This is a genomic window from Zafaria sp. Z1313 (assembly GCF_050563205.1).
Lineage (GTDB): Bacteria > Actinomycetota > Actinomycetes > Actinomycetales > Micrococcaceae > JAZDCJ01.
The window spans coordinates 1-23815 of sequence record NZ_JBNWUK010000007.1 but is presented as its reverse complement, the minus strand read 5'-3'; the positions used below and the strand labels follow the sequence as shown (position 1 = coordinate 23815).

22 protein-coding genes, 1 tRNA gene and 1 other RNA gene are annotated in these 23815 nt (G+C 71.1%); 12 read left to right on the top strand and 12 right to left on the bottom strand.

Annotated features, from left to right (window positions below):
- The first annotated feature begins 50 nt into the window (after nucleotides 1-50).
- The 3 genes from ACQ3I4_RS08745 to ACQ3I4_RS08735 all read left to right on the top strand — a co-directional run bounded on the left by ACQ3I4_RS08745 (nucleotide 51) and on the right by ACQ3I4_RS08735 (nucleotide 3145).
- The gene (locus tag ACQ3I4_RS08745) at nucleotides 51-1010 is read left to right on the top strand and encodes an EamA family transporter (RefSeq protein ID WP_430633362.1); all 960 of its coding nucleotides are present in this window, start codon (nucleotides 51-53) and stop codon (nucleotides 1008-1010) included.
- Between the two features lie 99 nt (nucleotides 1011-1109).
- Nucleotides 1110-2312 (top strand): MFS transporter, encoded by a 1203-nt coding sequence (locus tag ACQ3I4_RS08740; RefSeq protein ID WP_329862210.1) that lies wholly within the window; start codon nucleotides 1110-1112, stop codon nucleotides 2310-2312.
- 113 nt (nucleotides 2313-2425) lie between these two features.
- Nucleotides 2426-3145 (top strand): DsbA family oxidoreductase, encoded by a 720-nt coding sequence (locus ACQ3I4_RS08735; RefSeq protein WP_430633361.1) that lies wholly within the window; start codon nucleotides 2426-2428, stop codon nucleotides 3143-3145.
- Here the strand turns inward: ACQ3I4_RS08735 and ACQ3I4_RS08730 are convergent.
- Complete coding sequence (locus ACQ3I4_RS08730) at nucleotides 3142-3831, bottom strand: LytR C-terminal domain-containing protein (protein ID WP_430633360.1); 690 nt, start codon at nucleotides 3829-3831, stop codon at nucleotides 3142-3144. The two genes, ACQ3I4_RS08735 and ACQ3I4_RS08730, sit on opposite strands and share 4 nt — an antisense overlap.
- A gap of 2 nt (nucleotides 3832-3833) precedes the next feature.
- The gene (locus tag ACQ3I4_RS08725; protein WP_329862213.1) at nucleotides 3834-4133 is read right to left on the bottom strand and encodes a type II toxin-antitoxin system VapB family antitoxin; all 300 of its coding nucleotides are present in this window, start codon (nucleotides 4131-4133) and stop codon (nucleotides 3834-3836) included.
- 202 nt (nucleotides 4134-4335) lie between these two features.
- Here ACQ3I4_RS08725 and ACQ3I4_RS08720 point away from each other — a divergent pair, with 202 nt between their 5' ends.
- Complete coding sequence (locus ACQ3I4_RS08720) at nucleotides 4336-5361, top strand: isopenicillin N synthase family dioxygenase (RefSeq protein WP_430633359.1); 1026 nt, start codon at nucleotides 4336-4338, stop codon at nucleotides 5359-5361.
- Between the two features lie 84 nt (nucleotides 5362-5445).
- Here the strand turns inward: ACQ3I4_RS08720 and ACQ3I4_RS08715 are convergent, their stop codons facing one another.
- The 4 genes from ACQ3I4_RS08715 to ACQ3I4_RS08700 all read right to left on the bottom strand — a co-directional run bounded on the left by ACQ3I4_RS08715 (nucleotide 5446) and on the right by ACQ3I4_RS08700 (nucleotide 9774).
- Nucleotides 5446-7356, bottom strand: a complete 1911-nt coding sequence (locus ACQ3I4_RS08715) for a multicopper oxidase domain-containing protein (RefSeq protein ID WP_430633358.1) — start codon at nucleotides 7354-7356, stop codon at nucleotides 5446-5448.
- Nucleotides 7357-7368: 12 nt separating this feature from the next.
- The gene (locus ACQ3I4_RS08710; RefSeq protein WP_430633357.1) at nucleotides 7369-8748 is read right to left on the bottom strand and encodes a multicopper oxidase domain-containing protein; all 1380 of its coding nucleotides are present in this window, start codon (nucleotides 8746-8748) and stop codon (nucleotides 7369-7371) included.
- The gene (locus ACQ3I4_RS08705; RefSeq protein ID WP_430633356.1) at nucleotides 8735-9388 is read right to left on the bottom strand and encodes a hypothetical protein; all 654 of its coding nucleotides are present in this window, start codon (nucleotides 9386-9388) and stop codon (nucleotides 8735-8737) included. The genes ACQ3I4_RS08710 and ACQ3I4_RS08705 overlap by 14 nt, the downstream gene beginning before the upstream one ends.
- A 301-nt stretch (nucleotides 9389-9689) precedes the next feature.
- Nucleotides 9690-9774: transfer RNA gene (locus ACQ3I4_RS08700), tRNA-Ser, on the bottom strand.
- Nucleotides 9775-9876: 102 nt separating this feature from the next.
- Here ACQ3I4_RS08700 and ffs point away from each other — a divergent pair.
- The 4 genes from ffs (at nucleotide 9877) to recR (ending at nucleotide 14594) form a co-directional block, all read left to right on the top strand.
- Nucleotides 9877-9973, top strand: an RNA gene (gene ffs / locus ACQ3I4_RS08695) — signal recognition particle sRNA small type.
- A gap of 39 nt (nucleotides 9974-10012) precedes the next feature.
- Entirely contained in the window at nucleotides 10013-10903 is an 891-nt protein-coding gene (gene gluQRS / locus ACQ3I4_RS08690) for a tRNA glutamyl-Q(34) synthetase GluQRS (protein WP_430633355.1), read from the top strand.
- Nucleotides 10904-10942: 39 nt separating this feature from the next.
- Complete coding sequence (locus ACQ3I4_RS08685) at nucleotides 10943-13951, top strand: DNA polymerase III subunit gamma and tau (RefSeq protein ID WP_430633354.1); 3009 nt, start codon at nucleotides 10943-10945, stop codon at nucleotides 13949-13951.
- A gap of 43 nt (nucleotides 13952-13994) precedes the next feature.
- Nucleotides 13995-14594, top strand: coding sequence for a recombination mediator RecR (gene recR, locus ACQ3I4_RS08680; protein ID WP_329862221.1), 600 nt, complete (start codon nucleotides 13995-13997; stop codon nucleotides 14592-14594).
- A 12-nt stretch (nucleotides 14595-14606) separates the two neighbouring features.
- On the opposite strand, the gene ACQ3I4_RS08675 is transcribed toward recR, so the two are convergent.
- From ACQ3I4_RS08675 to ACQ3I4_RS08660, 4 genes are all read right to left on the bottom strand, one after another.
- On the bottom strand, nucleotides 14607-15944 hold the full coding sequence (locus ACQ3I4_RS08675) for a type II toxin-antitoxin system HipA family toxin (protein ID WP_430633353.1): 1338 nt from the start codon (nucleotides 15942-15944) through the stop codon (nucleotides 14607-14609).
- Nucleotides 15941-16222, bottom strand: a complete 282-nt coding sequence (locus ACQ3I4_RS08670) for a helix-turn-helix transcriptional regulator (protein WP_329862223.1) — start codon at nucleotides 16220-16222, stop codon at nucleotides 15941-15943. The genes ACQ3I4_RS08675 and ACQ3I4_RS08670 overlap by 4 nt, the downstream gene beginning before the upstream one ends.
- 179 nt (nucleotides 16223-16401) lie before the next feature.
- Entirely contained in the window at nucleotides 16402-17601 is a 1200-nt protein-coding gene (locus ACQ3I4_RS08665) for an ABC transporter permease (RefSeq protein WP_430633352.1), read from the bottom strand.
- Nucleotides 17598-18569 carry an ABC transporter ATP-binding protein gene (locus ACQ3I4_RS08660; RefSeq protein WP_430633351.1) on the bottom strand — a complete coding sequence of 324 codons (972 nt, stop codon included), beginning with the start codon at nucleotides 18567-18569 and terminating at the stop codon, nucleotides 17598-17600. Before ACQ3I4_RS08660 ends, ACQ3I4_RS08665 begins: the two co-directional genes overlap by 4 nt.
- A gap of 230 nt (nucleotides 18570-18799) precedes the next feature.
- Here ACQ3I4_RS08660 and ACQ3I4_RS08655 point away from each other — a divergent pair, with 230 nt between their 5' ends.
- From ACQ3I4_RS08655 to ACQ3I4_RS08645, 3 genes are read left to right on the top strand one after another with little or no spacing between them, the layout of a single operon-like run.
- A complete protein-coding gene (locus tag ACQ3I4_RS08655; protein ID WP_430633350.1) occupies nucleotides 18800-20086 on the top strand; it encodes an aspartate kinase in 1287 nt (428 codons plus the stop codon).
- Between the two features lie 36 nt (nucleotides 20087-20122).
- Nucleotides 20123-21094, top strand: a complete 972-nt coding sequence (locus ACQ3I4_RS08650; RefSeq protein ID WP_430633349.1) for a 3-methyladenine DNA glycosylase — start codon at nucleotides 20123-20125, stop codon at nucleotides 21092-21094.
- Nucleotides 21091-21660 carry a hypothetical protein gene (locus ACQ3I4_RS08645; RefSeq protein ID WP_430633348.1) on the top strand — a complete coding sequence of 190 codons (570 nt, stop codon included), beginning with the start codon at nucleotides 21091-21093 and terminating at the stop codon, nucleotides 21658-21660. The genes ACQ3I4_RS08650 and ACQ3I4_RS08645 overlap by 4 nt, the downstream gene beginning before the upstream one ends.
- A gap of 199 nt (nucleotides 21661-21859) precedes the next feature.
- Here the strand turns inward: ACQ3I4_RS08645 and ACQ3I4_RS08640 are convergent, their stop codons facing one another.
- On the bottom strand, nucleotides 21860-22297 hold the full coding sequence (locus ACQ3I4_RS08640) for a hypothetical protein (protein WP_329862227.1): 438 nt from the start codon (nucleotides 22295-22297) through the stop codon (nucleotides 21860-21862).
- A gap of 167 nt (nucleotides 22298-22464) precedes the next feature.
- Entirely contained in the window at nucleotides 22465-22899 is a 435-nt protein-coding gene (locus ACQ3I4_RS08635; protein ID WP_329862228.1) for a hypothetical protein, read from the bottom strand.
- Nucleotides 22900-23428: 529 nt separating this feature from the next.
- On the opposite strand from ACQ3I4_RS08635, the gene ACQ3I4_RS08630 reads away from it, so the two are divergent.
- Nucleotides 23429-23815: transposase (locus ACQ3I4_RS08630; RefSeq protein WP_430633347.1), on the top strand; the 387-nt coding region annotated here is incomplete at its 3' end.

Sequence of the window (23815 nt, the reverse complement as noted above, 5' to 3'; positions counted from 1 at the left end):
GCACCAAAAACGCACTGGTGTTATGGATGCCGGCGTCCGACGGTGGAGGCATGACGAACCTCGAATCCCGCAGCCGACACCTCACAGGGCCCGCGGCGCCCGTTGTGGCCACGGCACCCGTGGCGCCCGGCGGACGTCGGCGGACCGCGACCGGCATTGCCCTGGTCGTGGCCGGGCAGGCGGCCAACCACACGGGCTCCTCCCTCGGCGCCCTGGCCTTTCCCGTCATGGGCCCGGTCGGCGTCGTCGCCCTTCGCCAGTTCACGGCCGCGCTCGTCCTGCTGTTCCTCGTCCGCCCCCGGCTGCGCGGACTGGGCCGCGGGCAGTGGCTGCCGATCCTGGGGCTGGCCCTCGTCTTCAGCGTCATGAACCTGAGCCTCTACGCCTCGATCGAGCGCATCGGCCTCGGCCTCGCCGTGACCCTCGAGTTCCTCGGCCCCCTCGCGATCGCCGTCATCGGCTCGCGGCGCGTCCTCGACAAGGCCCTCTCCGTCCTCGCGGGCGCCGGCGTCGTCGTCCTGATCAGTCCGGGACCCGCGACGGACGTCGCCGGCATCGCCCTGGGCCTGCTCGCAGCGGCCGCCTGGGCCTGCTACATCCTGCTGAACCGGACGCTCGGCGAGCGCCTTCCGGGACTCCAGGGGACCGCCGTGGCGAGCCTCGTCACGGCGGCCGCCTGGGTACCGGTCGCCGCGGCCTGGTTCGCCGCCAGGCCGCCCACGCCCGAGGCGCTGGCCCTGGCCGCCGCGTGCGGCGTCCTGTCCTCGCTGACCCCCGCCGTGGCGGACCTGCTCGCCCTGCGGCGGATCCCGGCCCCGGTGTTCGGCGCGCTCTCCAGCACTGGCCCCGTGTTCGCCGCCGTCGCGGGTTGGCTCGTGCTGCACCAGGCCCTCGCGGTCAACGAGTGGGCGGGCATCGCCGTGATCGTGCTCTGCAACGCCGCGATCTGCACGGGAGCGCTGATCGGCCCGCGCCGTCACCTTTCACACCGTCCGGCGGGCCGGGGCTAGGATGCGATCGGGGCCGGACGGCCGCCCGCGCGTGGGCCTCGCCGCCGGCCGGGAGCGCACCGCGTGCTCCGCGGACCGGCCCCGGATCCAAGGAGCACCGTGACCGAACACGCCCAGCGCAGGCTCTGGACGCCCGATTTCGTCATGGCCACGTTCGTGAACCTGTTCATCTCGATCGTCTTCTACCTGCTCATGACCTCGATGGCGCTCTACGCCGTCGACCGCTTCGCCGCGAGCGACTCCGCGGCCGGCTTCGCGGCGAGCTCCTACATCCTCGGCGCCCTCGTGGCCCGGTTGTTCGCCGGCCAGCTGATCGTCGCCGTGGGCGCGAAGGCCGTCCTCGTGGCCAGCCTCGCGGCGTTCGCGGTCTTCGGCTTCCTCTACCTGCCGAGCGGTTCGCTCGCCGTGCTGCTGGCCGTGCGCCTGCTCCACGGCATGGCCTTCGGCCTCGCCAACACGGCCGTCTCCGCGACCGCCCAGGCGCTCATCCCACCCGCCCGCCGCGGCGAGGGAACCGGCTACTTCAGCCTCTCGGGAACGCTCGCGACGGCCGGCGGCCCGTTCCTCGCGGTGCTGCTCGCGGGCAGCGGAGACTACGAGTCGATCTTCTGGTTCTCCACCGCGAGCGCCGCCGCCGCGTGCCTACTCTCGCTCCTGCTGCGCATCCCCCGCCGCCCGGCCGCCGAGCGGCCGAGGATGCGCGAGGTCGCCTGGCTGCGGCCCTCCTCGATGGTCGAGCGCGCCGCCTTCCCCATGGCCGCCATGATCCTGCTCGCCGGGGCCTCCTACTCGGTAGTGCTGTCCTTCCTGGCCGCCCATGTCCAGGCGTCCGGCGGCGGGGCGACGGCCGCGGTGTTCTTCACCGCCTACGCCGTCTCCACGCTCATCGGCCGGCTGTTCGCGGGGCGCCTGCAGGACCGGCGCGGCGACAACGTCGTGATGTACCCGGGCCTCGTCATCATGACCGCGTCGATGCTCCTGCTGGTCCTCCCCCCGACGACGGCGGTGCTCACCGCCTCGGGGATCCTCTGCGGCCTCGGGTTCGGGATCGTCATGCCGTGCGGGCAGGCGATCGCGGTCGCCGTCGCGCCGGAGCCGCGGATCGGCGTCTCGGTCTCGACCTTCTACCTGGCCCTCGACGTCGGCACCGCGGCCGGGCCGGTGCTGCTCGGCGCCCTCCTGGGGCTCACGGGCTACCAGGGGATGTACGCCGTCTCCGCCGGCATCGCCGTGCTGGCCGGCGTCGTCTACTTCGCCCTGCACGGGCGGCACAAGCCGCTCCCCCGGGCCTTCGCGTCCTGACGGGGCCGGGCCGCCGCGGCGGGTGGCGCCGCGCGCCGGGGGCCCGGACGCGGGAAGGCTCCCCCCGCCGGCCGGCGTGGAATACCCGCGCGCCCGGACCGGTTGACGGTGGCATGACTTCCCCACGCCTCGCCGTCGACATCTGGTCCGACATCGCCTGCCCCTGGTGCTACATCGGCAAGCGCCGCTTCGAATCCGCACTCTCCTCGCTGCCCTTCAAGGAGCACGTCGACGTCACGTGGCACAGCTACCAGTTGGATCCGTCGCTGCCCGAGCGCTACGACGGCACGGAGGCCGACTACCTGGCCGAACGCAAGGGACTGCCCGTGGAGCAGGTGCGGCAGATGTTCGCCCACGTCACGGAGCAAGCCGCCGGCGAGGGCCTGGCCTACGACTTCGACGCCCTCAAGGTCGCCAACAGCCTCACGGCCCACCGCCTCCTGCACCTCGCCGCAGAGCACGGGAGCGCGGGCCGGCTGAAGGAGCTCCTGCTCTCCGCCCACTTCGAGAAGGGCCTCGACATCGGCGATCCCGAGGTGCTCCGCGCGCTCGGCGCCGACGCCGGGCTGCCGGGCCCCGACGTCGTCCGCGTCCTGGAGGGCGACGACTACCGCGACGCGGTCGAGGCCGACTTCGCGACGGCCCGCGGCCTGGGCATCTCCGGCGTGCCGTTCTTCGTCCTCGACATGAAGTACGGGATCTCCGGCGCGCAGCCCGTCGAGGTCTTCCGCGAGGCGCTGACCAAGGCCTACGCCGAGGCGGCGCCGCTGACGCTCGTCGCTACGGAATCCGGCGCCGACGGCCCGGCCTGCGGACCCGAGGGCTGCGACTAGGGCGCGTCCGTCGTCCCGGCGCCCTCCTCGGCCTCCTGCTCCGCCGCGCGCGGGCAGTGCAGCGCACCGGGCTCGGCGACGACGTCGCCCTCGGGCACGAGCCCGTCGTAGTCCTGCCCGAGGACCAGGTCGATCGTCGTCCCGCCGCGCTCGCCGTCCTTGACGAACTCCGTCTCGGAAAGGTGCCGCTGCAGCGTCAGCGCCTGCTCGCGCCCGCGCGGGCCGGCGACGACGGCCGCGACGACGCCGGGGTCGCTGAGGCTCTTGTTCCCGACCTCCCCGATCTGGAATCCGCGCTGGCGCAGCTGGTTGGAGGCGGCGCGGGCCAGGCCGCTGATCTTGGTCGCGTTGTAGACGTTGACCCGGACGGTGGCCGGATCCAGGTACGCGTAGACGTCGACGGGGCACGCCGGTTCCGGGCCGGCGGGGGCGGACGACGGCGGGGCCTCGGGTTCCAGCCACGGGATGACGAGCTGGCGCGTGGAGACGAGGTAGGCCGTGACGACCGCGGCCGCGATGAGGCCCAGCAGGAGCACGAGCACGATCGCCCGGCGCAGGCGCACGTAGTAGTAGTGGGGGTCGTTGACGTGCTCCGGGTCGTGGTCGTCGAAGGTCGTGACGAGGTCGTCCTCGGTGACGATGCGGTGCCCGTGCCACTCGCGGGGGTCCCGCGCCTTCCTGCCCACCGCTAGTCGTCCAGGACCAGGAGCCGCGCGTGGAGGATGGAGCGCTGGTGCAACGCCGTGCGGACGGCCCGGTGGAGTCCGTCCTCGAGGTACTTGGTGCCCCGCCACTGCACGACGTGCGGGAAGAGGTCCCCGAAGAAGGTCGAGTCCTCGGCGAGCAGCGCCGCGAGGTCGAGCGTGCTCTTGACCGTCACGAGCTCGTCGAGCCGGACCTGGCACGGGGCCACCTCGGCCCAGTCCTTGGGCGTGACGTATCCATGCTCAGGGTAGGGGCGGGTCTCGCCGACGGCTTTGAAGATCACCCACTCATCGTAGGGAACGAACCGGCAACATCAAGCGAACCTTTCGTCTCCGTTGGGTCACGGCGCCCCGGGCGCCCGTCACGGCGGTCCCTGCCCCCGATTCACACTCCGCGTCAAGACCCCCGGAAACACGCCGTCATGTTGCGGAACGGCGCGTCATAATCACTATCCGGGCGCGTCATAAAGGGCCTACCGTTGACGCATGAACACAGTCCGCACTTCCGTCCCCGTCCTGGACCTCTCCACCGCCCGCGGTGCCGACGGCGCGTTCGATCCCGCCTTCATCGAGGCCCTGCGCGACGCCGCGCACAACGTCGGCTTCTTCCAGGTCACCGGATACGGTGCCGCCGACGGGCAGCCCCAGGCCCTCCTGGACACGCTCGCCCGCTTCTTCCGTCTGCCCCTCGAGGAACGGTTGAAGCTGGACAACCGCAACTCGGCGCAGTTCCGCGGCTACACGCGGCTCGGCAAGGAGATCACGCAGGGCCGCGCGGACTCCCGCGAGCAGATCGACTTCGGCCCGGAGCGCGCGGCGTTGGACGCCGTCCCCGCGGACCGCCCCTACCTGAACCTCCAGGGCCCCAACCAGTGGCCGGATTCCTTCCCGGAGCTTCAGGAGTCCGCCATGGAGTGGGCGGCGCTGATGTCGCGGATCGGCGCCGAGCTGCTGGCCGGCATCTCCGTGGCCCTGGGCCTGCCCGAGGACTACTTCGCCGAGCCGTTCGAGGACGCGCCGGCCTGGATGGGCAAGCTCGTGCACTACGTTGGTGGCGGCCGCGTGCCGGAGGCCGGCAGCCAGGGCGTCGGCGCGCACGCCGACTACGGCTTCGTCACCCTGCTCCTGCAGGACGCCGTCGGCGGCCTCGAGGTCAAGCCCTACGGCCAGGACGAATGGATCACGGTCGAGCCGATCGAGGGCGCGCTCGTGGTCAACCTCGGCGAGATGCTGGAGGTCGCCACGAACGGCTACCTCATGGCCACGATCCACCGCGTCACGGCCCCGCCGGCGAACGTGGACCGCTATTCCGTGCCGTTCTTCTGGTCGCCGCGCCTGGACTCGGTCATCGACCCCGTGCCCCTGCCGGCCGATCTCGCCGCCGACGCGCGCGGCGTCTCCGACGACCCCGCCAACCCGATGCTCGCCTCCTACGGAGCCAACGTGCTCAAGGGCTGGCTGCGCGCGCACCCCGAGACGGCGCGGATCCACTACCCGGAGCTCGCCAAGTAGCACTCCGGGGAACGACGCCGGGGCCGCGCCTTCCGTACGGAGGACGCGGCCCCGGCGTCGTTCCCCCTTCCGGGCGGAGCCCGGCTACTCGGCGTCCAGGTACATCGTCACGGTCCCCAGCGTCGCCCCCGTGATCCAGTGGTGCCAGTCCACGACCATCCGGTAGGTCCCGGGCGCCGGCGGGCGCATGAGGACGTCGTACCGCTCCGCGGCGCCCATCGCGATCACGTGCGTCATGAGCCGGGCCGACTCGTGTCCCATCGACGTCGGGATCGCCGGGCCCAGCGGGTCGGAAGTGTGCCGGAAGGGCCGGCCGTCATGGGCGATCAGCTCGGCGATCCGCGCCGGGTTGCCGTCCGGCCCGTAGAAGCGGACCTTGTTCGGCAGGTAGTTGCCGTCCAGGAAGCGCAGCAGGCTCGGCGGCAGGCCGTCCCGGACCACGTTGATCCGCAGCCGTTCCGTCGCCCAGACGCGGCCCTCGCGTGAGCGTCGTTCGTCGAGCACGCCACCGATCAGGTAGAAGTACTCGGGCTCGAAGCGGTTCAGGCCGACGTCCTCGCCCGAGAGCCCCGCGGCGTGGTGGAGCGTGTGCCAGCGCGGGTCGACGGAGTACGGCATGACCAGCGCCTCGGTCGCCGGATCGTAGAGCGGGCCGTCGGCGAACGCCCGGCGCATCCCCGGCGGCACCGGGAAGTCGGGCAGCTCGATCGGGTCGATCACGAGCGGGCCCAGCAGCCCCATCTGCGCGTGCAGGGGCGTGTTGACGTGGCAGTGGTAGAAGTACGTCCCGGCCGCACCGTAGTTCGGGTCGCCGTAGCGGCCCGGCTCGGCCTTCCACTGGTAGGTGTAGTAGTCGTCGATCTCGAACGAGGTGTGCCCGACGCCGTCGTTGCGCGGATCCGGCTCCATGCCGTGCCAGTGGATCGTGTGCGGGCCGATGCTCGACTCGACGCGCGCCTGGAAGACCTCGTCCTCGCGGGGCCTCAGCGAGGGGCCCGGGAAGGCGCACACGCCGTCGTCGACCCCGGCCGGATCGAAGACCCACATGGGGAACGTCTTGCCGTCCGGGAAGAGGATGTCCTTGCGGGAGACCCCCAGCTGCACGTAGTAGTCCGGTGGCTCCCAGAACTCCGTGGGCGCCGTCCGCTGCTGCATCTGGTGCGAGCTGAAGTCCGCCTGCGAGTCGTAGTCCCGCGGTTCGCCGTCGTCGTCCTCCCGCGGCGGACGGGTCGGCGGCGCGGGGCTCTGCGTGGGCAGGTTGGCCCGCGGACCCGAGGTCGGGGACGGTGCGGAGGACGACGGCGGGGCGCTCGAGGCGGGCGGCGCGCTGGACGACGGCGGTGCCGACGTCGTGGGCGGGGCCGAGGTCGTCGGCGGTGCGGCGCTCGAGCTCGCTGTATGCGACGGCGTGGCCGAAGCACTCGGCGTTGGCGTCGGTGTTGGCTTGACCGTGACGCTCGGCGTCGGCGTCGGCTTGGGCTTCACCGTCGCGCTCGGCTTCGGCGTGGGCTTGGGCGTCGGCTTCGGTGTCGGCTTCGGCACAGGCTTGGGCTTGGGCTTGGGCGCGGGCTTGACCGACTTGGGCGTGCCCGGCTTGGGCTTCTTCGCGGCGGCGCGCTTCTTGGCCGCCGCGAGCGCCTTCCTGCGGGCCTCTTCGGCGGCCTTCTTCTTCGCCGCGGCCTGGGCCTTCCGCCGGGCGGCCGCGGCCGAGCGGCTGCGGGCAAGCTCCGCCGCCCTCTTCTTCGCCGCTGCCACGGCCTTCTTCCGTGCGGCGGCGGCCTTCGAACGCGCGGCCGCGGCGGCCCGCCGGCGGCGCGACGCCTCCAACGCCCGCTTCTTCGCCGCTTCGATGGCCCGGCGGCGCGCGGACGCTCCCGACGTCGTGGCCGCCTTCGCGGCGGCGCGCTTCGTGTACTTGCCCACTGGCTTCCGCAGCTTCTTCTGGCCGGGCCTCGATGCCGCGACCGCGGCCAGCAGATCCGTCAATGCCCCCATGTCACTGGCTCCTTACAACGATGCCTTGAGCTGCCAGTGGGCCACGAGGCCCCCCGGATACATGCCGCCGGCGGCGGTCTGGGACGGCTCTGCGTGGCAGTGCATCGGGTACCCCCAATCCTCCGTGCGGCCGTACCAGGTCTGGTCGGTGGTGTCCGGTGGGCGCTTCATCGGGATCATGCAGTCCTTGCGGTCCATCGGTTCGAGCTCGACGACGTCCTCCCACTGCTGCAGGACCACGTGGCCGTCGTCGTCGATCCACCCGTACTCGCGGGGCCACTCGACGTTGTTCCGCCGCACCGTCCACAAGTGGTTTCCGTGGAAATGGATCTGGTGGAACACGAGCCCCGGGTTCACGAGCCGCACCATCTGCCCGGCCCGCACCGTGCCGGCGTCGATGTCCTCGCCGAACTGCCGCACGTCGATTTGCCGCGCGTAGCCGGAGACGAGCGACTCCTCGTGCGCGGCGAGGTTGATCGAGCGGTTCGGCGAGTGCGCGAGCGCCTCGAAACCGCTGCGGTCGTTGAGCAGGAAGTAACGCGGCACGGGCGGCCGCGCCACCGGATCCACGGTGACGCCCGCGGCCTCGGATTCCGCCCAGCCGGGGTCGATCGCGTGGCAGACCCAGAGCCATTGGCGTTCGAAGCTGGCCTGATCCGGCGCCACCTTCCAGGCATCGTCGGGGTCCATCACGAGCAGCGTGCCGAACAAGCCGATCGCCCGCTGGACGGGAGCGTTCGTCGGGTCGTGGTAGATGTACGTTCCGGGCGGCGGGGCGGGGAACTCGAGCTCGCCGACGCCGCCCGGCTCGATCGGTCCCGTCGTCACGTCCGAAGCCCCCGGGCCGGCGCCGCCGACCAGGAGCTCGTGCACGTCGGCGAGCCGGTTGACCACCCTCAGGCGGACGGTCGACCCGGTCTCGGCGACGATCGTCCGGTTCGGAAGGAAGCTCGCCCAGTAGTTGCGGCGGATGAAGTGCTGGCCCGGGTTGGCGGGGTCGGGGCTCAGCGGCAGCGGCGTGCCGCCGTTCGGCCGGATGGCGTTGACGGGGTAGATCCTCGACGTGAGGACCTGGCCGTCGCGCGTGAAGACGCGCGGCTGGATCCGCAGCGCCGCATTGCGGTCCACCGGGATCGTGGGACGGTCGCCGAAGCCGCGCTGGTAGACGAGCGAGTCGTCCACCATCTTCTGGTAGCCCTCGTTGACGTACAGGTCCAGGACGCCGGGCTGCGGAACGAGCGCGGCCGGTACCGTCCTGGAGACGCGCCGGGCGGCCGGCGCCGGCGGCCTGTTCAGGCCCACGGACGAGAGGACCGCGGCTCCGGCGGCTCCGAGCTTCAGCACCGAGGCCCGGTCGAGGGCCGTGTTCAGCGGATTCTCATGCGGCGTCATGGCCGGCCTCCAGGTATCCCGGGCGCCAGCTCACCGAGGGCACGGGCAGCTCCAGCCGGACGGGGACGCCCTGCCCGACGTCGGTGAACTCGGCGCTGAACCGCGTGGCGTTGGACGGCACGAGGAAGCTGATGTTCGCGCTGACGCGCCCTCCGGGCGGGATGGCGCCGTTGTGGAGGTCCGAGCGCCGGTTGACGATCCACCACGGCTCGCTGTTCGGCAGGACCCGCAACAGCCCCGGCGAAAAGGCGATCTCCGCGTCCGTGTCATTGGCGATCTCGAGCCGCAACAGCAAGTGGTCCCCGTAGGTCATGTTGACCGGCTGCGGGGACGTGGATCCGGCGGCCGCGTGCGCGCCGGCGTGCCCGGCGGGCGTCGTCGACGTCGATTCCGCGAGCCGGGCCTGGCGCTGTGCCGAGGTGATGCGGGCCGCACCAAAGCTCGTCGGCACGCCCACGGTTCCCGGCGGGCCCGACGCAAGCAGCGTCACCGCTGCACTGAGGCCGCCCGCGCCCGCGGCGATCGCGGCCCCCATGGCCAGGCCGAACCGGCGGCGTGACAAGCCGCTTCCGGCCCGGTCTTCGACTTCTTCCCCCATGTCCGGATCCGCGATCCGGGCACCGTCCCATGTTCCACCCACGACGGCACGCCTCCACTTAGATGCCCCAGCATCCAGAAACCGCCTACCGGGCCCCCAAAGCCCACACTGCAGGCCGTTCCCCAACGCCCCAATACGTCACAGTATGGACCTCGGTCAAATCCTTGTAAAGGGACCAATCCACCGGATGTGGCAAGCGCGCCGTTCAGCGCCGCTCCGCCCCCTCGACGGCGGGCCGCCCGCCGGTTCCCGGACCCGGCCCTGTCCGCACGAAGCGCTCCACGGCCCAAAGCAAAAGCGGCCCCGTCTAGGAAAGTCCTAGTCGGAGCCGCTTTTGCATCCGCGGAGGATGGGGGATTTGAACCCCCGAGGGCGTGAACCCAACACGCGTTCCAGGCGTGCGCCATAGGCCGCTAGGCGAATCCTCCAGATGTGCCCCAAAAGGGCAGGCTTCAGCTTACCGGAAGATTCCCGCAGCGCCGAATCGGCTCCGGACGCGCTGCCGCCCGCGCCGGTCGGGTACACTATTTGTCGGCCCCTCATGTGGTGTCATCCCGCCGAACTCCCCCAGGACCGGAAGGTAGCAAGGGTAGGCGGGCTCTGGCAGGTGCATGAGGGGCCCTTAAGTTTCCGCCACCTTGCCGCCCATCGTTCCAGGAGGCCGCCATGGGAGCAGGGCGCTTCGCCCCCAGCCCGTCCGGCGAGCTGCACCTGGGCAATCTCCGCACCGCGCTGCTGGCCTGGCTCTTCGCCCGCTCCACCGGCCGCGGCTTCCTGCTCCGCGTCGAGGACCTCGACCGCGCCCGGGCCGGGGCCGAGGAGGAGCAGCTGCGCGATCTGGCCGCCCTCGGCCTGGACTGGGACGGACCCGCGGAGCGCCAGACCGAGCGCCTCGACGGCTACACGGACGCCCTTGATTCCCTGCGTTCCCGCGGACTGCTCTACGAGTGCTTCTGCACGCGGCGAGACATCGCCGAGGCGCCGTCCGCACCCCACGCCGCGCCCGGCGCCTACCCCGGGACGTGCCGCGGGCTCACCGAGGCACAGCGCCAGGAGCGCCGCGCCCACCGCCCGGCAGCGCTCCGGCTCCGCACCGACGTCGTCCGCTTCACCGTGGCCGACGCGCTGCACGGCGACTACACCGCCGCCGTCGACGACTTCGTGGTCCTGCGCAACGACGGCGTCCCGGCCTACAACCTCGCGGTGGTCGTGGACGACGCGCTGCAGGGCGTCGACCAGGTGGTCCGGGGCGACGACCTGCTCAGCTCCGCGCCGCGGCAGGCCTACCTGGCCGGGCTGCTCGGAGCCGCGGTGCCCGCGTACGCGCACGTGCCGCTCGTACTCAACCGCGAGGGGCGGCGGCTGGCCAAGCGGGACGGCTCGGTGACGCTCGCCGACCTCGCGCGCGACGGCGTCGGAGCGGCCGGGGTCCGCGGGCTCCTGCTGGACTCCCTGGGCCTGCCCGACGCCCCCCTGGCCGAGCTCGCGGACGCCTTCGACCCGGGCTCGCTGCCGCGCGAGCCGTGGCTCTACCCGCCCCTCACAGCGGGCCGCTGAGGGTGCGCCCCCTCGCCGACAACCGATAGGGTGCTTCGTGTGAGTACAGCCCTCTACCGCCGCTACCGGCCGGACGCCTTCGCCGACGTGATCGGGCAGGAGCATGTCACCACACCCCTCATGTCGGCCCTCGAGAAGAACCGCGTCAACCACGCCTACCTCTTCTCCGGCCCGCGCGGCTGCGGCAAGACGACGTCGGCGCGCATCCTGGCCCGCTGCCTGAACTGCGCCCAGGGCCCCACGCCCACACCGTGCGGCGCCTGCGAGAGCTGCGTCGAACTGGCCACGGGCGGCCCCGGCTCGCTCGACGTCATCGAGATCGACGCGGCCTCCCACGGCGGCGTCGACGATGCCCGCGACCTGCGCGAGCGCGCCACGTTTGCCCCGGTGCGCGACCGCTACAAGATCTTCATCATCGACGAGGCGCACATGGTCACGTCGGCGGGCTTCAACGCGCTGCTGAAGATCGTCGAGGAGCCGCCGGAGCACATCAAGTTCATCTTCGCGACGACGGAGCCGGACAAGGTCATCGGCACCATCCGCTCGCGCACGCACCACTACCCGTTCCGGCTGGTCCCGCCCGAGGCGCTCATGGCGTACCTCGAGAAGCTGTGCACGCAGGAGGGCGTCCCGGTGGCCCCGGGCGTGCTCTCGCTCGTCGTCCGGGCGGGCGGCGGCTCGGTCCGCGACTCACTTTCGGTCCTGGACCAGCTCATCGCCGGGGCCGGGCCCTCGGGGCTCGACTACGAGCTCGCGGTCTCCCTGCTCGGCTACACGCACGCCTCGCTGCTGGACGACGTCGTGGACGCCATGGCCGCCCAGGACGCGGCGACGGTGTTCGGCGCCGTGGACCGCGTCATCCAGACCGGCCACGATCCGCGGCGCTTCGTGGAAGACCTCCTGGAGCGCTTCCGGGACCTCATCATCGTCAAGGCCATGCCGGACAACGCCGCCCAGATCATCCGCGGGCTGCCGGAGGACCAGCTCAACCGGATGCGCCAGCAGGCCACGCAGCTCGGCCAGGCGGAACTGAGCCGTTCGGCGGACGTCACCAACCAGGCCCTCACCGACATGACCGGGGCGACGAGCCCGCGGCTGCACCTGGAGCTGTTGTGCGCCCGCCTGCTCCTGCCCGCCTCGGACGCCGGCGAGCGCGGCACCAATGCGCGCATCGACCGGATCGAGCGGCGGCTCGCCTACGGCGGCGGCTCGGCCACGGTCGCCGGGCCGGGGACTCCGGAGGACGACGCCGGGTCCGGCCAGGGTGCCGTTCCCTCCGCGGTGTCGGAGTCGGCGTCGCCGCGCGAGCAGGGCGCGGCGCAGGTCCGCGAGGCGCTGCGGGCGGCGCGCGGCCAGGGCGGCACGGCCGCCCCCGCGCCATCGCGGCCCGCGGAGGAGGCCCCGGTGGCCATCCCGGCCGCAGCGGCGTCGACCGCCCCGACGGCACCCGCGGTCCCGGGGGAAGCGGCCGCGGCCCCCGCCCCGAGTAGCGGTGCCGGCCATCCCGCACGGCAGGCACCGGCCAAAGCCACGGAAGCGCCGGGCTCCGCCCAGGGCAGGGATGTTCCCACGCCCGGGGCCGCCGCACCGGCGGGCGCCGCGCCGGAGGCATCGACCCCCGCTGCACCCCGCCCGGAACCCTCCCCCGATTGGGGCGGCACCTGGGGCGCCGTGCCCGACCCCGGGCCCGAGCCGAAGGCTCCGGCCGCCAGCGGTCAGCCCACCACCCCGGCGCCGGCGCCGGCGGCCCACCAGACCGGAACCCAGGGCGCCCCCGGGCGCCCCTCCCCCGGAGCCGGCGATCCCGCCGACACACCCGGTTCCGCTCAGCAGCGGACACCCGTCGCGGGACACGCAGGCCCGCCGCAGGGTCCCGCGCAGCAAGACGGCCAGGCACCCGCCCGCTCCGGCGATCCCGCCGGCCGCCGCCCGGTGGACGCTCCGGGAGACGCAGCGCCTTCCGACCTCCCCGCCGCGGCGCCGACGGACGCCGCCGCGGCGAATCCAGCCCAGGCCGGCCCGGGATCCGCGGCCGGCTCGGTGGAGATGTTCCGCCGCGCCTGGCCCGAGATCATGGACAAGCTCAAGACCGAGCGGAAGTTCGTGTGGATGGCCGTGCAGCCGAACGCCTCGGTGGCCGGCTACGACGGGCGGACCCTGACCGTGGCGTTCGCCAACCAGGGAGCACTGACCAACTTCTCCAGCCGCCAGGACAACATCGGGCTCCTGCAGTGGTGCATCCACGAGGTGCTGGGCGTCAAGTGCGAGGTCGTCGTGACACCGGGAGGTTCCGCTCCGGCGGGTGGTTCGGGCCCAAAAGCTGACCGCCGGCCCACGCCGGCGGCCGCCACACCGACTGCTCCCGTCCGCCCGGAGGCACCCAGCGCGCCCGTCCGCCAGCAGGGACCCAGCGCGCCCGTGCGACAGGAGGCACGAAGCGCGCCCGTGCCCGCGCCAGCACCTGTGGCCGCCCCGGAACGCCGGGTCCAGCCGCTGACGGACGAGCCCGAGGGCGGGTGGCCGGTCGAGCCCGAGGACGACGGCGGCTACGACTGGACCCCGGACGACGTCCCGACGCCCCTCGACGAGGAGCCCCCGGCCCCCGGTCCCGCCGTGGAGACCGCTCCCGCGCCGCCGCGGGACCAGACGCCCATCCCGCCGCCGGCCTGGGCCGGTTCCGCCCTGCCGCCGTCGTTCCAGTCCCCCGGGTCCACCGGAAGCGGCGCGGCCACGGAGGCACCGGCGTCGGACGCGCCGGCACCGGGCGGGCAGAAGCGGATGAGCCGCTACCAGCAGCTGCTCAGCCAGTCCCAGGGCGGCGCCGGAGCCCCGGCCCGCACCCAGCAGCCGGCGCCCGCCGGGCCGCAGGGCCCGGGGGGGCGCTTTGGCCGCCCGAACGCCGTAGACTCGACGTACGTTGAGGACATCCCCAGCGACGATGACATCACCATCGAGGAATCCGGCGTGGTCGGCCGCCCGGCGATCGAGCGCATCCTCAACGGACGCCTGATCGAGGAAAGGCGGCCCGACGGCAGCCCCATCACCTGACGGTGCCCGTCATCGTGGACACCCCCAAGCAGTGTGAGGTCTTGTGTACGAAGGCGCAGTCCAGGAACTGATCGACGAGTTCGGACGCCTGCCCGGCATCGGGCCGAAGTCGGCCCAGCGCATCGCGTTCCACATCCTCGACGCCGACCGCGAGGACACCGACCGGCTCGCCGAGGCGATCCGTGCCGTCAAGGACAAGGTCAAGTTCTGCTCGATCTGCTTCAACGTCTCGGAGCAGGAGACGTGCAACATCTGCCGCGACGAACGCCGCGACCGGACCGTCCTGTGCGTCGTCGAGGAATCCAAGGACGTCATGGCCGTGGAACGCACGCGCAGCTTCCGCGGCCGCTACCACGTGCTCGGAGGCTCCATTAATCCGATCGGCGGCATCGGCCCGGACCAGCTGCACATCCGCGAGCTGCTGACCCGGCTTCACGACGACACGATCCAAGAGGTCATCATCGCCACCGACCCCAACCTCGAGGGCGAGGCGACGGCGACCTACCTGGCCCGGCTCATGCAGTCCCTCGGCATCAAGGTCTCCCGACTCGCCTCGGGCCTGCCCGTCGGCGGCGACCTCGAGTACGCCGACGAGGTCACGCTCGGCCGGGCCTTCGAGGGCCGCCGCAGCATGGTCGGCTGACAACACGGGCGTCTAGCGGGGACGCCGCTTGCGGAAGTGCCCGTCGACTTCCCTCCCGCCCCGCACATGCGGCCGGACCCAGACCTCTCCGCCCGCGGCCGCGTGGCCACCTCCCTTGCGGGACGAAGCCAGCCGCGTGATCCGCTCAAGGGAGACCCCGCCAAAAGCGCCGGACATCGAATCGAGCGCGTCCGGGGCAACTCCCGCGTCGACAGCCGCTTGCCTCCACCCCGAGACCGCCCGGGCAACTGCTTCGAGCCGCTCCACGGCCTGCCCAGTGGTGAGCCGGAAGGCATCGGCGTGCTCGACGAGCAGCCGGACATCGCGGTCCGCAGGGTCATCCTCAGGGGTCAGCGGCGTGCCGGAAGTCCCGAACCTGGATGGGTTGACGTCGAAGGACGGCGCCAGCCTCCAGCCCGTTCCGTCATGGAGGAGCCCGTGGTTTCGCATGTGGTCGTCGATGTTGTTGACCATCACTCCGAAGGCGGCTCGTGAGAAGAGTTCCGCGGCGTCCTCGTTGGGACGGGAGGACAGGGAGGCGACCCTCGACGCCAAGGTCGCGTAGTCCGGGAGCTCATGCGGCCCGAGCGCGAAGGCCGTGCGGAAGCTCAGGTAGGGAATTCGCCTGCCACCCTCCCGATCGAAGCGGCGGGTCAGGAACACGTGGCGTCCTCCGCCGAGATCGACGGCCCGCGAAGGCTGGGTGCGAATTCCGGCCCGCTTCTGGAGGAGGATGGCAGCGAGCTCCCACGCCGAGACGTCCCAATGGTCCGCAGTGCGCGGGAACTTGGCAAGCAACGTGTGCCCATCAGGGTCCAGGATCCACGCCTTCGGGCGGGCACCGCCGGGCGAGGATCCGACGCCGATGAGTTCCTGCACCTCATCGTCGACCTCGCCCGTGTCGGCAAAGCTCTGGGCCGCCCGTACCAAGCGGTCGAGATCCTGAAGACCGGCGTGGTGGCCGTCGGCGGCGAGGAACACGCCGCCCTGACGGAACCTCAGGGCGCCCTGCCGCGTCCTGTCGTCCACAGCCAAGAGCCGCTCGATCTCCGTCGCCGCCTTGAAGGGCTGCGCCTCGGACCTCGCCCGACGCCGTCGGTCCGCCTCCATCAGGCGACGGCCCCACTCGTCCGGGGAGGCATCGTCGAACGCCAGAAAAACGGAGCGGTGCGTTGCGGGGGTATGGGGACCCCGCTGCAACGGGAGGTCCGGGGAGATGGCAAAGCCGCGCGGGTCCGCGAGCCAATCGTCGCGATAGGTGAAGGTCAGCGACTCGAACTGGTGGCCGGGCCGCGCGTCAACCCTGCAATCACCGACATGCCGCTCGTCGATCCAGACCTCGAAGCTCATGGCGTCCGCCGGCGGGCGCGCTGGCGGCCCAGGAGCGGAGCGCGCAGCCGGCCCAGCTCGGTCTCGAGCGGGTCCGTGGCCACGACGATGCCCTCCGCGACGTTCAGGACCCGGGCGACGGCCAGGAAGCTGCCGAGCTTGACGCCGGGATCCCCCTTTTCTACCCGCCGCAGCGTCGGCAGCGAGACATCGGCGCGCTCCGCGGCGAGTTCCTGGCTGAGGCCGAGCACGATGCGCCACTGACGCAGGTGCTCGCCCATCCGACGCGCTTCATCCATGACTTCCTCCCATGCCAAGCATACTGGGAGTTTGCTTTATGAGCGATAAAGCAACGTATGAGTTTTATTATCAACTGCACTCGTCGAGGGCGATCGGAACCCCGGGACGCGCCACGGCCCCTCCGCATTGCAGAGAGGCCGGGGCGTCGCCGTTGCTCCCGGGCGGGGCTCGGCGCGCCTCAGGCGATCCGGGTGCCCGTGGCGAGCTTGCCCGCGGGGGTGGCCAGCCGGCGTCGTCCACTGAACATGAGCCCACCGGCCAGGAGCAGCTGCAGCCCGAGCCCGAGCGGCCAGATCGGCGGCTGCCCCGACAGGTCCGTGGGCTCGCGCTTGACGCCGTCGCGGCAGGGGGTCGTCGCGGCCGGTCCCGCCTGGGACATCCGCACGCCCTGGCTGATCGCCGCCATGGGACCCTCTGCCCCCCAGCTCTCCGGGTCGCGTTCCCGCTGCGGCACGGCGTCGGCCACGACGACGAAGGGGTTCGCGGCCAACAGCCACGTGATCCGCTCCGTATGGAAGACGGGCTGCACGCCGCCCTGGCTCGAGCACACGTAGTACTCGGTGTCGATGGCCGGGTCCTGGTACTTGCGGTCGATCTCTTCGAAGAACGCCTGCTCCTCTGCCGAGTTCAGCGGCTCTCCGTCCTCCCCCAGGACCCGGCCCTCGGCGTCGTACTCGACGTTGGACCACGGGTCGTTGGGGAAGACCTGGGTGTGCACCACGGCGGTCGACTCGACGAGCCGGTAGCTGAGCCCGTAGGCGATCACGGTGCCCAGGCCCAGCAGGGCGACGAGGAGGTAGGAGGCCACGATCGCGAAGAGCGGCCGGTTGGAGCGGGCGGAGACCCCGACGCCGATCGCGCACGCGATGCCCAGCTCGACGGCGGCGAGCAGCAGGAACACCGGCACGGCCGGCAGGTACACGTCGCCGTAGGACATGGCCCAGGCGATCATCGGGACGGCAGCGACGAGGAAGCCGAGCGCCGCGACCCAGGCGGCGAGCCACTTCCCGAGCACGATCTGTCCCGGGGTCAGGAGCGTGTTCTGCAGGATCGCGAGCGTCCCGCCGGCACGGTCGCCCGTGATCGAGTTCGCCGAGAGGGCGGGGACGACGAGGAAGCCGAAGAACAGCACGAACCCGACAACGAGCTCGAACATCACCTGTCCGGTGCCCTCGTCGAAGCCCGCCGTGTAGGCGGCGAGCCCCGTGACGAGGGCGATGACCGCGAACCAGACGGCCAGCATGACGTACCAGGCGCGCGAGCGGATCCGCTGCTTCATCTCCAGCTCGAAGACGGTCAGGATCCCCGAGAGGTAGCCCAGACGCGGGCCGTCCGGGGTGCCCGACGCGGTGCGGCCCTGTTCCATCGTGGTGCTCATCGCTCCGCCTCCCCGTTGCTGGACATGGTGCTCAAGTAGGTCTCCTCCAGGGCCCCGGAGGCGGGTGCGAAGGCGGTCACGGCGACCCCCGCGGAGACGAGCGTGCGCAGGAGCGCGGCGGCCTCGGCCTCCGAGGCGAGCTGCACCGTCACCCCGTTGCGGCGTTGCGATTCCGGCAGCCCGTAGCGGACGCCGGCCTTGCCGAGCGCCTCCATGAGCGCGCGGGCGTCGAGCCCCTGGATGCCGTAGCGGCGGGACTGCGCCCCGGCCTCATCCACGGACTGCTCGCGGATGGTGCGCCCCGTGGAGACGAACACGGCGCGGTCGGCGATCTCATCGAGCTCGGAGAGGACGTGGGAGCTGACGACGACGGTGCGCCCCTCGGCGGCGAAGCGCCGCAGGAGGTTGCGCAGGTCGATCCGGGCCCCCGGATCCAGCCCGGAGGCGGGCTCGTCGAGCAGGAGCACGGCAGGGTCGTTCACGAGCGCGCGGGCCAGGGACAGGCGTTGCTGCTGTCCGCGGGAGAGCACCCGGGCCGGCTGGTGGGCGTAGCCGCCGAGCTTGACGAGGTCCAGGAGCTCGTCCGCCCGTTCCCGCGCGGCGGCGGCGTCCTTGCCGTAGAGCTTGCCGACGGTCGTGAGGATCTCCCGTGCGGTCAACGCCTCCCACACGCCGAGCGTGTCCGGCATCCAGCCGAGCAGCGCGCGGACGTCGCGCGGACGCTCGACGGGGTCGATGCCGCAGACCGAGATCGTGCCGGCGTCGGGGCGGAGCAGCGAGGCGAGCATGAGCAGCAGCGTCGTCTTGCCGGAGCCGTTGGGACCGATGAGCGCGGTGACCTGTCCGGGGGGCGCGCTGAAGTCCATGGAGGCGACCGCCTGGACGGGGCCGAAGCTGCGGGCGAGGCCGCTCGCGATGATGCCGCCGCCGGGGAAGCGCCCGTCGGATGCGTGCTGGGTGGTGGACACGGGGACCGGCCTTTCTGGAACCGCTGCCGTGGATTCTCGATTCCACGCACCACGCTACGGGCCGCCGATCGGCTCCGGACAGCTACCCAGGGATGATCTTTGCCCCGCCAATGTGACCCCCTGCGGTCATGGAGTTCGGCCGCGCCGAAGCCCCGTCGCTAGACTGTGACGGCACGTGCCCGGACGGCACGGCCCCCGACCCCGACCACCCCCGTGGAGTGTGCGAAGGCATGAGCCTGATTGTCCAGAAGTTCGGCGGTTCCTCCGTCTCGGATGCCGAGGGCATCAAACGCGTGGCCCGCCGTGTCCTCGCGACCCGCGACGCCGGAAACGACGTCGTCGTGGTGGTCTCCGCGATGGGCGACACGACCGACGAGCTCCTGGACCTCGCCGGCCAGCTCACCGAGGCCCCGCCGGCGCGCGAGATGGACATGCTCCTCTCCGCGGGCGAACGCATCTCGATGGCGCTCCTGGCCATGACCATCAACGGCCTCGGCGGCCAGGCCGTGTCCTTCACGGGCAGCCAGGCCGGCATGATCACCGACTCGATCCACGGCAAGGCCCGCATCATCGACGTCTCCCCGCAGCGCGTGCGCCGCGCGATCGACCGCGGCTACGTGGCGATCGTGGCCGGCTTCCAGGGCATGAGCAAGGAATCCAACGACATCACCACGATGGGCCGCGGCGGCTCGGACACGACGGCCGTGGCGCTCGCCGCCGCCCTGGATGCGGACGTCTGCGAGATCTACACCGACGTCGACGGCGTCTACACGGCCGATCCGCGGATCGTCCCCAGCGCGCAGAAGATCGACAGGATCTCGAGCGAGGAGATGCTGGAGATGGCGGCGTCCGGAGCCAAGATCCTGCACCTGCGCTGCGTGGAGTACGCGCGGCGCTTCGGCGTCCCGCTGCACGTGCGCTCCTCGTTCAGCAACCACGAAGGCACCTGGGTGCTGCCGAGCCCCGACGACCAGATCAAGATTCAAGAGGGAGAACCCTTGGAACAGCCCATCATCTCCGGCGTCGCCCACGACCGCTCCGAGGCCAAGGTCACCGTGGTCGGCGTCCCGGACATCCCCGGCAAGGCCGCGCAGATCTTCGGCGTCATCGCCGGCGCGCACTCGAACATCGACATGATCGTGCAGAACGTCTCCACGCACGGCTCCGGCAAGACGGACATCTCCTTCACCCTGCCCGTCGTCGAGGGCCGCGACGCCCTGGCCGCGCTGCGCGCCGCGCAGAAGGACATCGGCTTCGAGGAGATCGAGTACGACGACGAGATCGGCAAGCTCTCGCTCATCGGCGCCGGCATGCGCTCCAACCCGGGCGTCTCCTACCGCTTCTTCGACGCCCTGCACCTCGCGGGCGTGAACGTGGACATGATCTCCACGTCCGAGATCCGCATCTCGGTGGTCACGCACGCGGACAAGCTCGACGCCGCGGTGCGCGCCGTCCACGCCGCGTTCGACCTCGACTCCGAAGACGAGGCGACGGTCTACGGCGGCACGGGCCGCTAGACCCGTCCGTCCCCGGCCGTGCCGGATAATGGTGGGGTGCCCTCCCCCGCCGATCCCGCCACCGCGCGCACCCTCGACGCCTTCGACGCCTTCGACGTCCTGGGTGCGGATCAGTGGCGCGCCCGGGAACGCGCCCACGCCGCACGTGTGGAACGCTTCGCCGCGCCGTTCATCGAGCGCCGGCACGCGGGGCGCAAGCACCCGGTGGAGGACTTCCTCTTCACCTACTACACCCAGAAGCCCGGCCAGCTGCAGCGCTGGCACCCGGGCGCCGGCGTCGTCCTGCTCGACGCGGCGGACACGGAACGGGCCGGTTGGAAGTTCTACCGCACGGCCCCGCCGGAGGAGGCGGGCCGGGCTGGTTCCGGCGTGGTCCTCGACGCCGCCGCCTTTCTCGAGGCGCGGCGGGAGGCCGTGGACTTCGCCCGCGTCATCCTCGCGGGGACCGCGGCGCGCCCGGCCCAGCTCTCCTGCTTCGGCCTGCACGAGTGGGCCATGGCCTACCGCTCGGAGGAGAACGGGATCCGCCACGAGTACCTGCCCCTGAGGCTCGGCGCCGGAGGGACGGACCGCGTCGTGGAGGAGCACCGGATCCGCTGCACGCACTTCGACGCGTTCCGCTTCTACGCCCCGCAGGCGGCCCCGCTCAACGAGCTCCAGCCCACGCGCGCGACCCAACGCGAGCTCGAGCAGCCCGGCTGCCTCCACGCCAACATGGACCTCTACAAGTGGGCCTACAAGCTCACCCCGGCGATTCACAGCGAACTGGTCATGGACTGTTTCGAGCTGGCGTGGGAGATTCGAACCATGGACATGCAGGCATCGCCCTACGACCTCGCCGAGTGGGGCTACGAGCCCCTCCGGATCGAGACGCCCGCCGGCAAGGCCCGGTACGTCGAGCTCCAGCGCGGATTCGCCGAGCGCGCGCAGGAACTGCGGGGGCGGTTGCTGGACGCCGTCGAGCACCTCGCCGGTGCCGCGCGGCCCGTTGCGGGGAGCCGGTCGTGAGGGCCGGGGCCGCCGCCCTGATGCTCTCCTCCGTGTTGCTGCTCGCCGCGTGCGCCGGCGGCGGCCCGGGAGGCGGCGCCACGACATCCGCGACCCCGGGGACCCCTGCTCCCGGGACGTCGGCCCCCGGCTCGACGCCGGCCACGACCCCCGCCCCGGGGACGGGGGAGACCTCCCCGGCGCCGACCTCACCCGCCCCGGGCTCCTCCGCCGACGCGCCGGACACGGACGTGACGGTGGACATCATGCCGGAGGGCACGGACGTCGGCACGAGCTACCGCGTGGTCTGCTCGGGCGGCCTCCCCGCCGACGGGACCGATCACCCCACGGCAGAGGACGCGTGCTCCTTCCTCGCGCAGAGCGGCCTGATCGTGTTCCTGCGTCTGCCGAACCAGGACCAGATGTGCACGCAGATGATCCTCGGCCCGCAGACGGCGCGCGCCTACGGAAAGATCGACGGGCAGAACGTGGACAAGACCTTCAGCCTGACGGACGGCTGCAAGATCAGCGAATGGGAATCCGCGGAGGCGCTTCTCGGCCGGGCCGCCTCCGCCGGCGCGCAGTAGGGGCCGCCGCCGCACGGGCGACCCTGCCCGCTCGACAGGTCGTGGACCGGGGCTGGTAGACCACGCTACTGGGCGCCGCCCGCGGCCGCCCCGGCTTCATCCCGGACAGCCGCCGGGGCCGACTCAACCGGCTCCCTCATCGCGCTCCTCGTCGATCGGAGCTTCACCGTTGAACGTACAGTCCCGAACGGCATTGGGATTAGGTCCCAGTCACCATCGACTCGAATCCCAGCAGAGTCGTAAAGTAGAAGACCGTGTAGAGAACGGCAGCCGCCACGGCGTACCAGAGGTTCTCCTTCCGGGCGGCTCGGTTGATTTCGTGTTCCGGCGTCCCTGCACCTCCGGTGAACCGGGCGCCCATGAGGTAGAACAGGTAGATGACGACGCGAATCGGGCGGAAGACCGAGCCGAGAGTCAACGCGCCGCTGACTGACAGCGTCGTGGCTGAGACGAACACTACATTGTCGAATGAGTCATCGAACTTCAGCCGTGTGAGCAACGGTATGCCGTAGGCGGCGAGCAACGCCCAAAGGCAGGCCGCATAGCCAATGCCCTCTCGGCTGGCTCGAAGGCAACTGACCGCAACGAAACCGAGGCTGATGACCGCGGCCACAAGAAAGAAGATCTGTACGAGCATGTCACTGACTCCTAGTGGGCCGTGCAACAGACGATCGGGCACCGTGCTGCGACTACCTGCCGATGGCGAAGCTGACCGCAGCTGACGATCCGTTCGTATACAACCACGTGCCGAGTTGCGAATTACGCTAGGTTTCGTTGCCGGCCACTGTATGCGTCCGAAAACGTTCAGCCGGCTCTGATTGCGGCATCAAGCGCGGGCAAGGTCGTGAAGCTCAAGACGACGAACAAGATTGCCGCCGCCAAGGCGTACCAGCGCGTCTCCCTCCTGGCTGTCTTGTTCTCCTCGTAGTCGGGAGATTCCTTGATCTCGAACCTCAACGCGACAAGATTCGCCATGTAGATGATGGGTCGAATCGGGCGAAGGGCGGATCCCAGCAACAGGGCGGCGCTCACACTCAAGAGGGTTCCCCCCGTAGTCGCCGTCTCGTCGAAATCGTAGTCAGCGGTCCAAGCCGCTGCCAGCGGGCCGGCGTAGACGAAAAACAACCCAAGCAGGCACTGCACGTAGCCTATGGTCCGCCGGCTGGCCCACACGCAGCTCCCGACGACGATGGCAACCGAAATCGCGGCAGCCACAACCACTAGCGCGGAAGCGTCCATACCAAGCCCTCTCGTCCTATGCATCCCATAAGCGGCGGTCTCATCTCGGAACTACCGACTGGACGCATAGCCAACGGAAAACGAAGCCGCACTTGTATACGCAATCGTTCCAGCCCTGGTGCTTCGCGACGCCCAGCCTCCCATGGCCTTCACGGCATGAGATACAGCCTTGGCCTTGCCCGCGAAAGTCAGCGTGCCCGCCACTGAGACGAGGAATTTTTTGCGGGCATTCTTGTCGCCCCCGAGATGGCCAACCATCGACGATGCACCGCTTAGCGCGATGGCCCCGACTACGCCCCAAGGACCAGGGATCATGCCAACCAGGTTCGACGCGAAGCTCAGGTTACCCGCCAGCGCCTTACCGGCGGAGCTCCTAGCCCAGGCTCTAACGTTCTTAGAAGTTCTAGCAGCGACCTTCTTCGTTACCTTTATCACGATCTTGGCCTTTGGGTCTGTCAGGGGACTGTGGAAATAACGGTGTATCCGGCTCGACACGCCGGGCGGTAAGCCTGGCGGGGAGGAGCCCGATATGGCCGCAACACTTGAGGCTGTGCCGAGTACGAAAACCGCTGAAAAGAAGACAGAAGTATCCGAGGGCGACGCTGCGCGCGAGCTGGTCAGAATGGCGAAGGAACAGGGCCTGTCCCTGACCGGGCCGGACGGTCTGCTCAAGCAGCTGACCAAGACCGTGATCGAGACCGCGCTCGATGAGGAAATGACCGAGCATCTCGGATATGAAAAGCACGATACGGCAGGGAAGCAGACCGCGAATTCCCGCAACGGCGTGCGCCCAAAAACGGTGCTGACGGAGACCACGGGCCCGGTGGAGGTGGACGTGCCGCGGGACCGGGAAGGGACCTTCTCACCGGTCATCGTCAAGAAGCGTCAGCGCCGCCTGACCGGTGTCGATGAGATG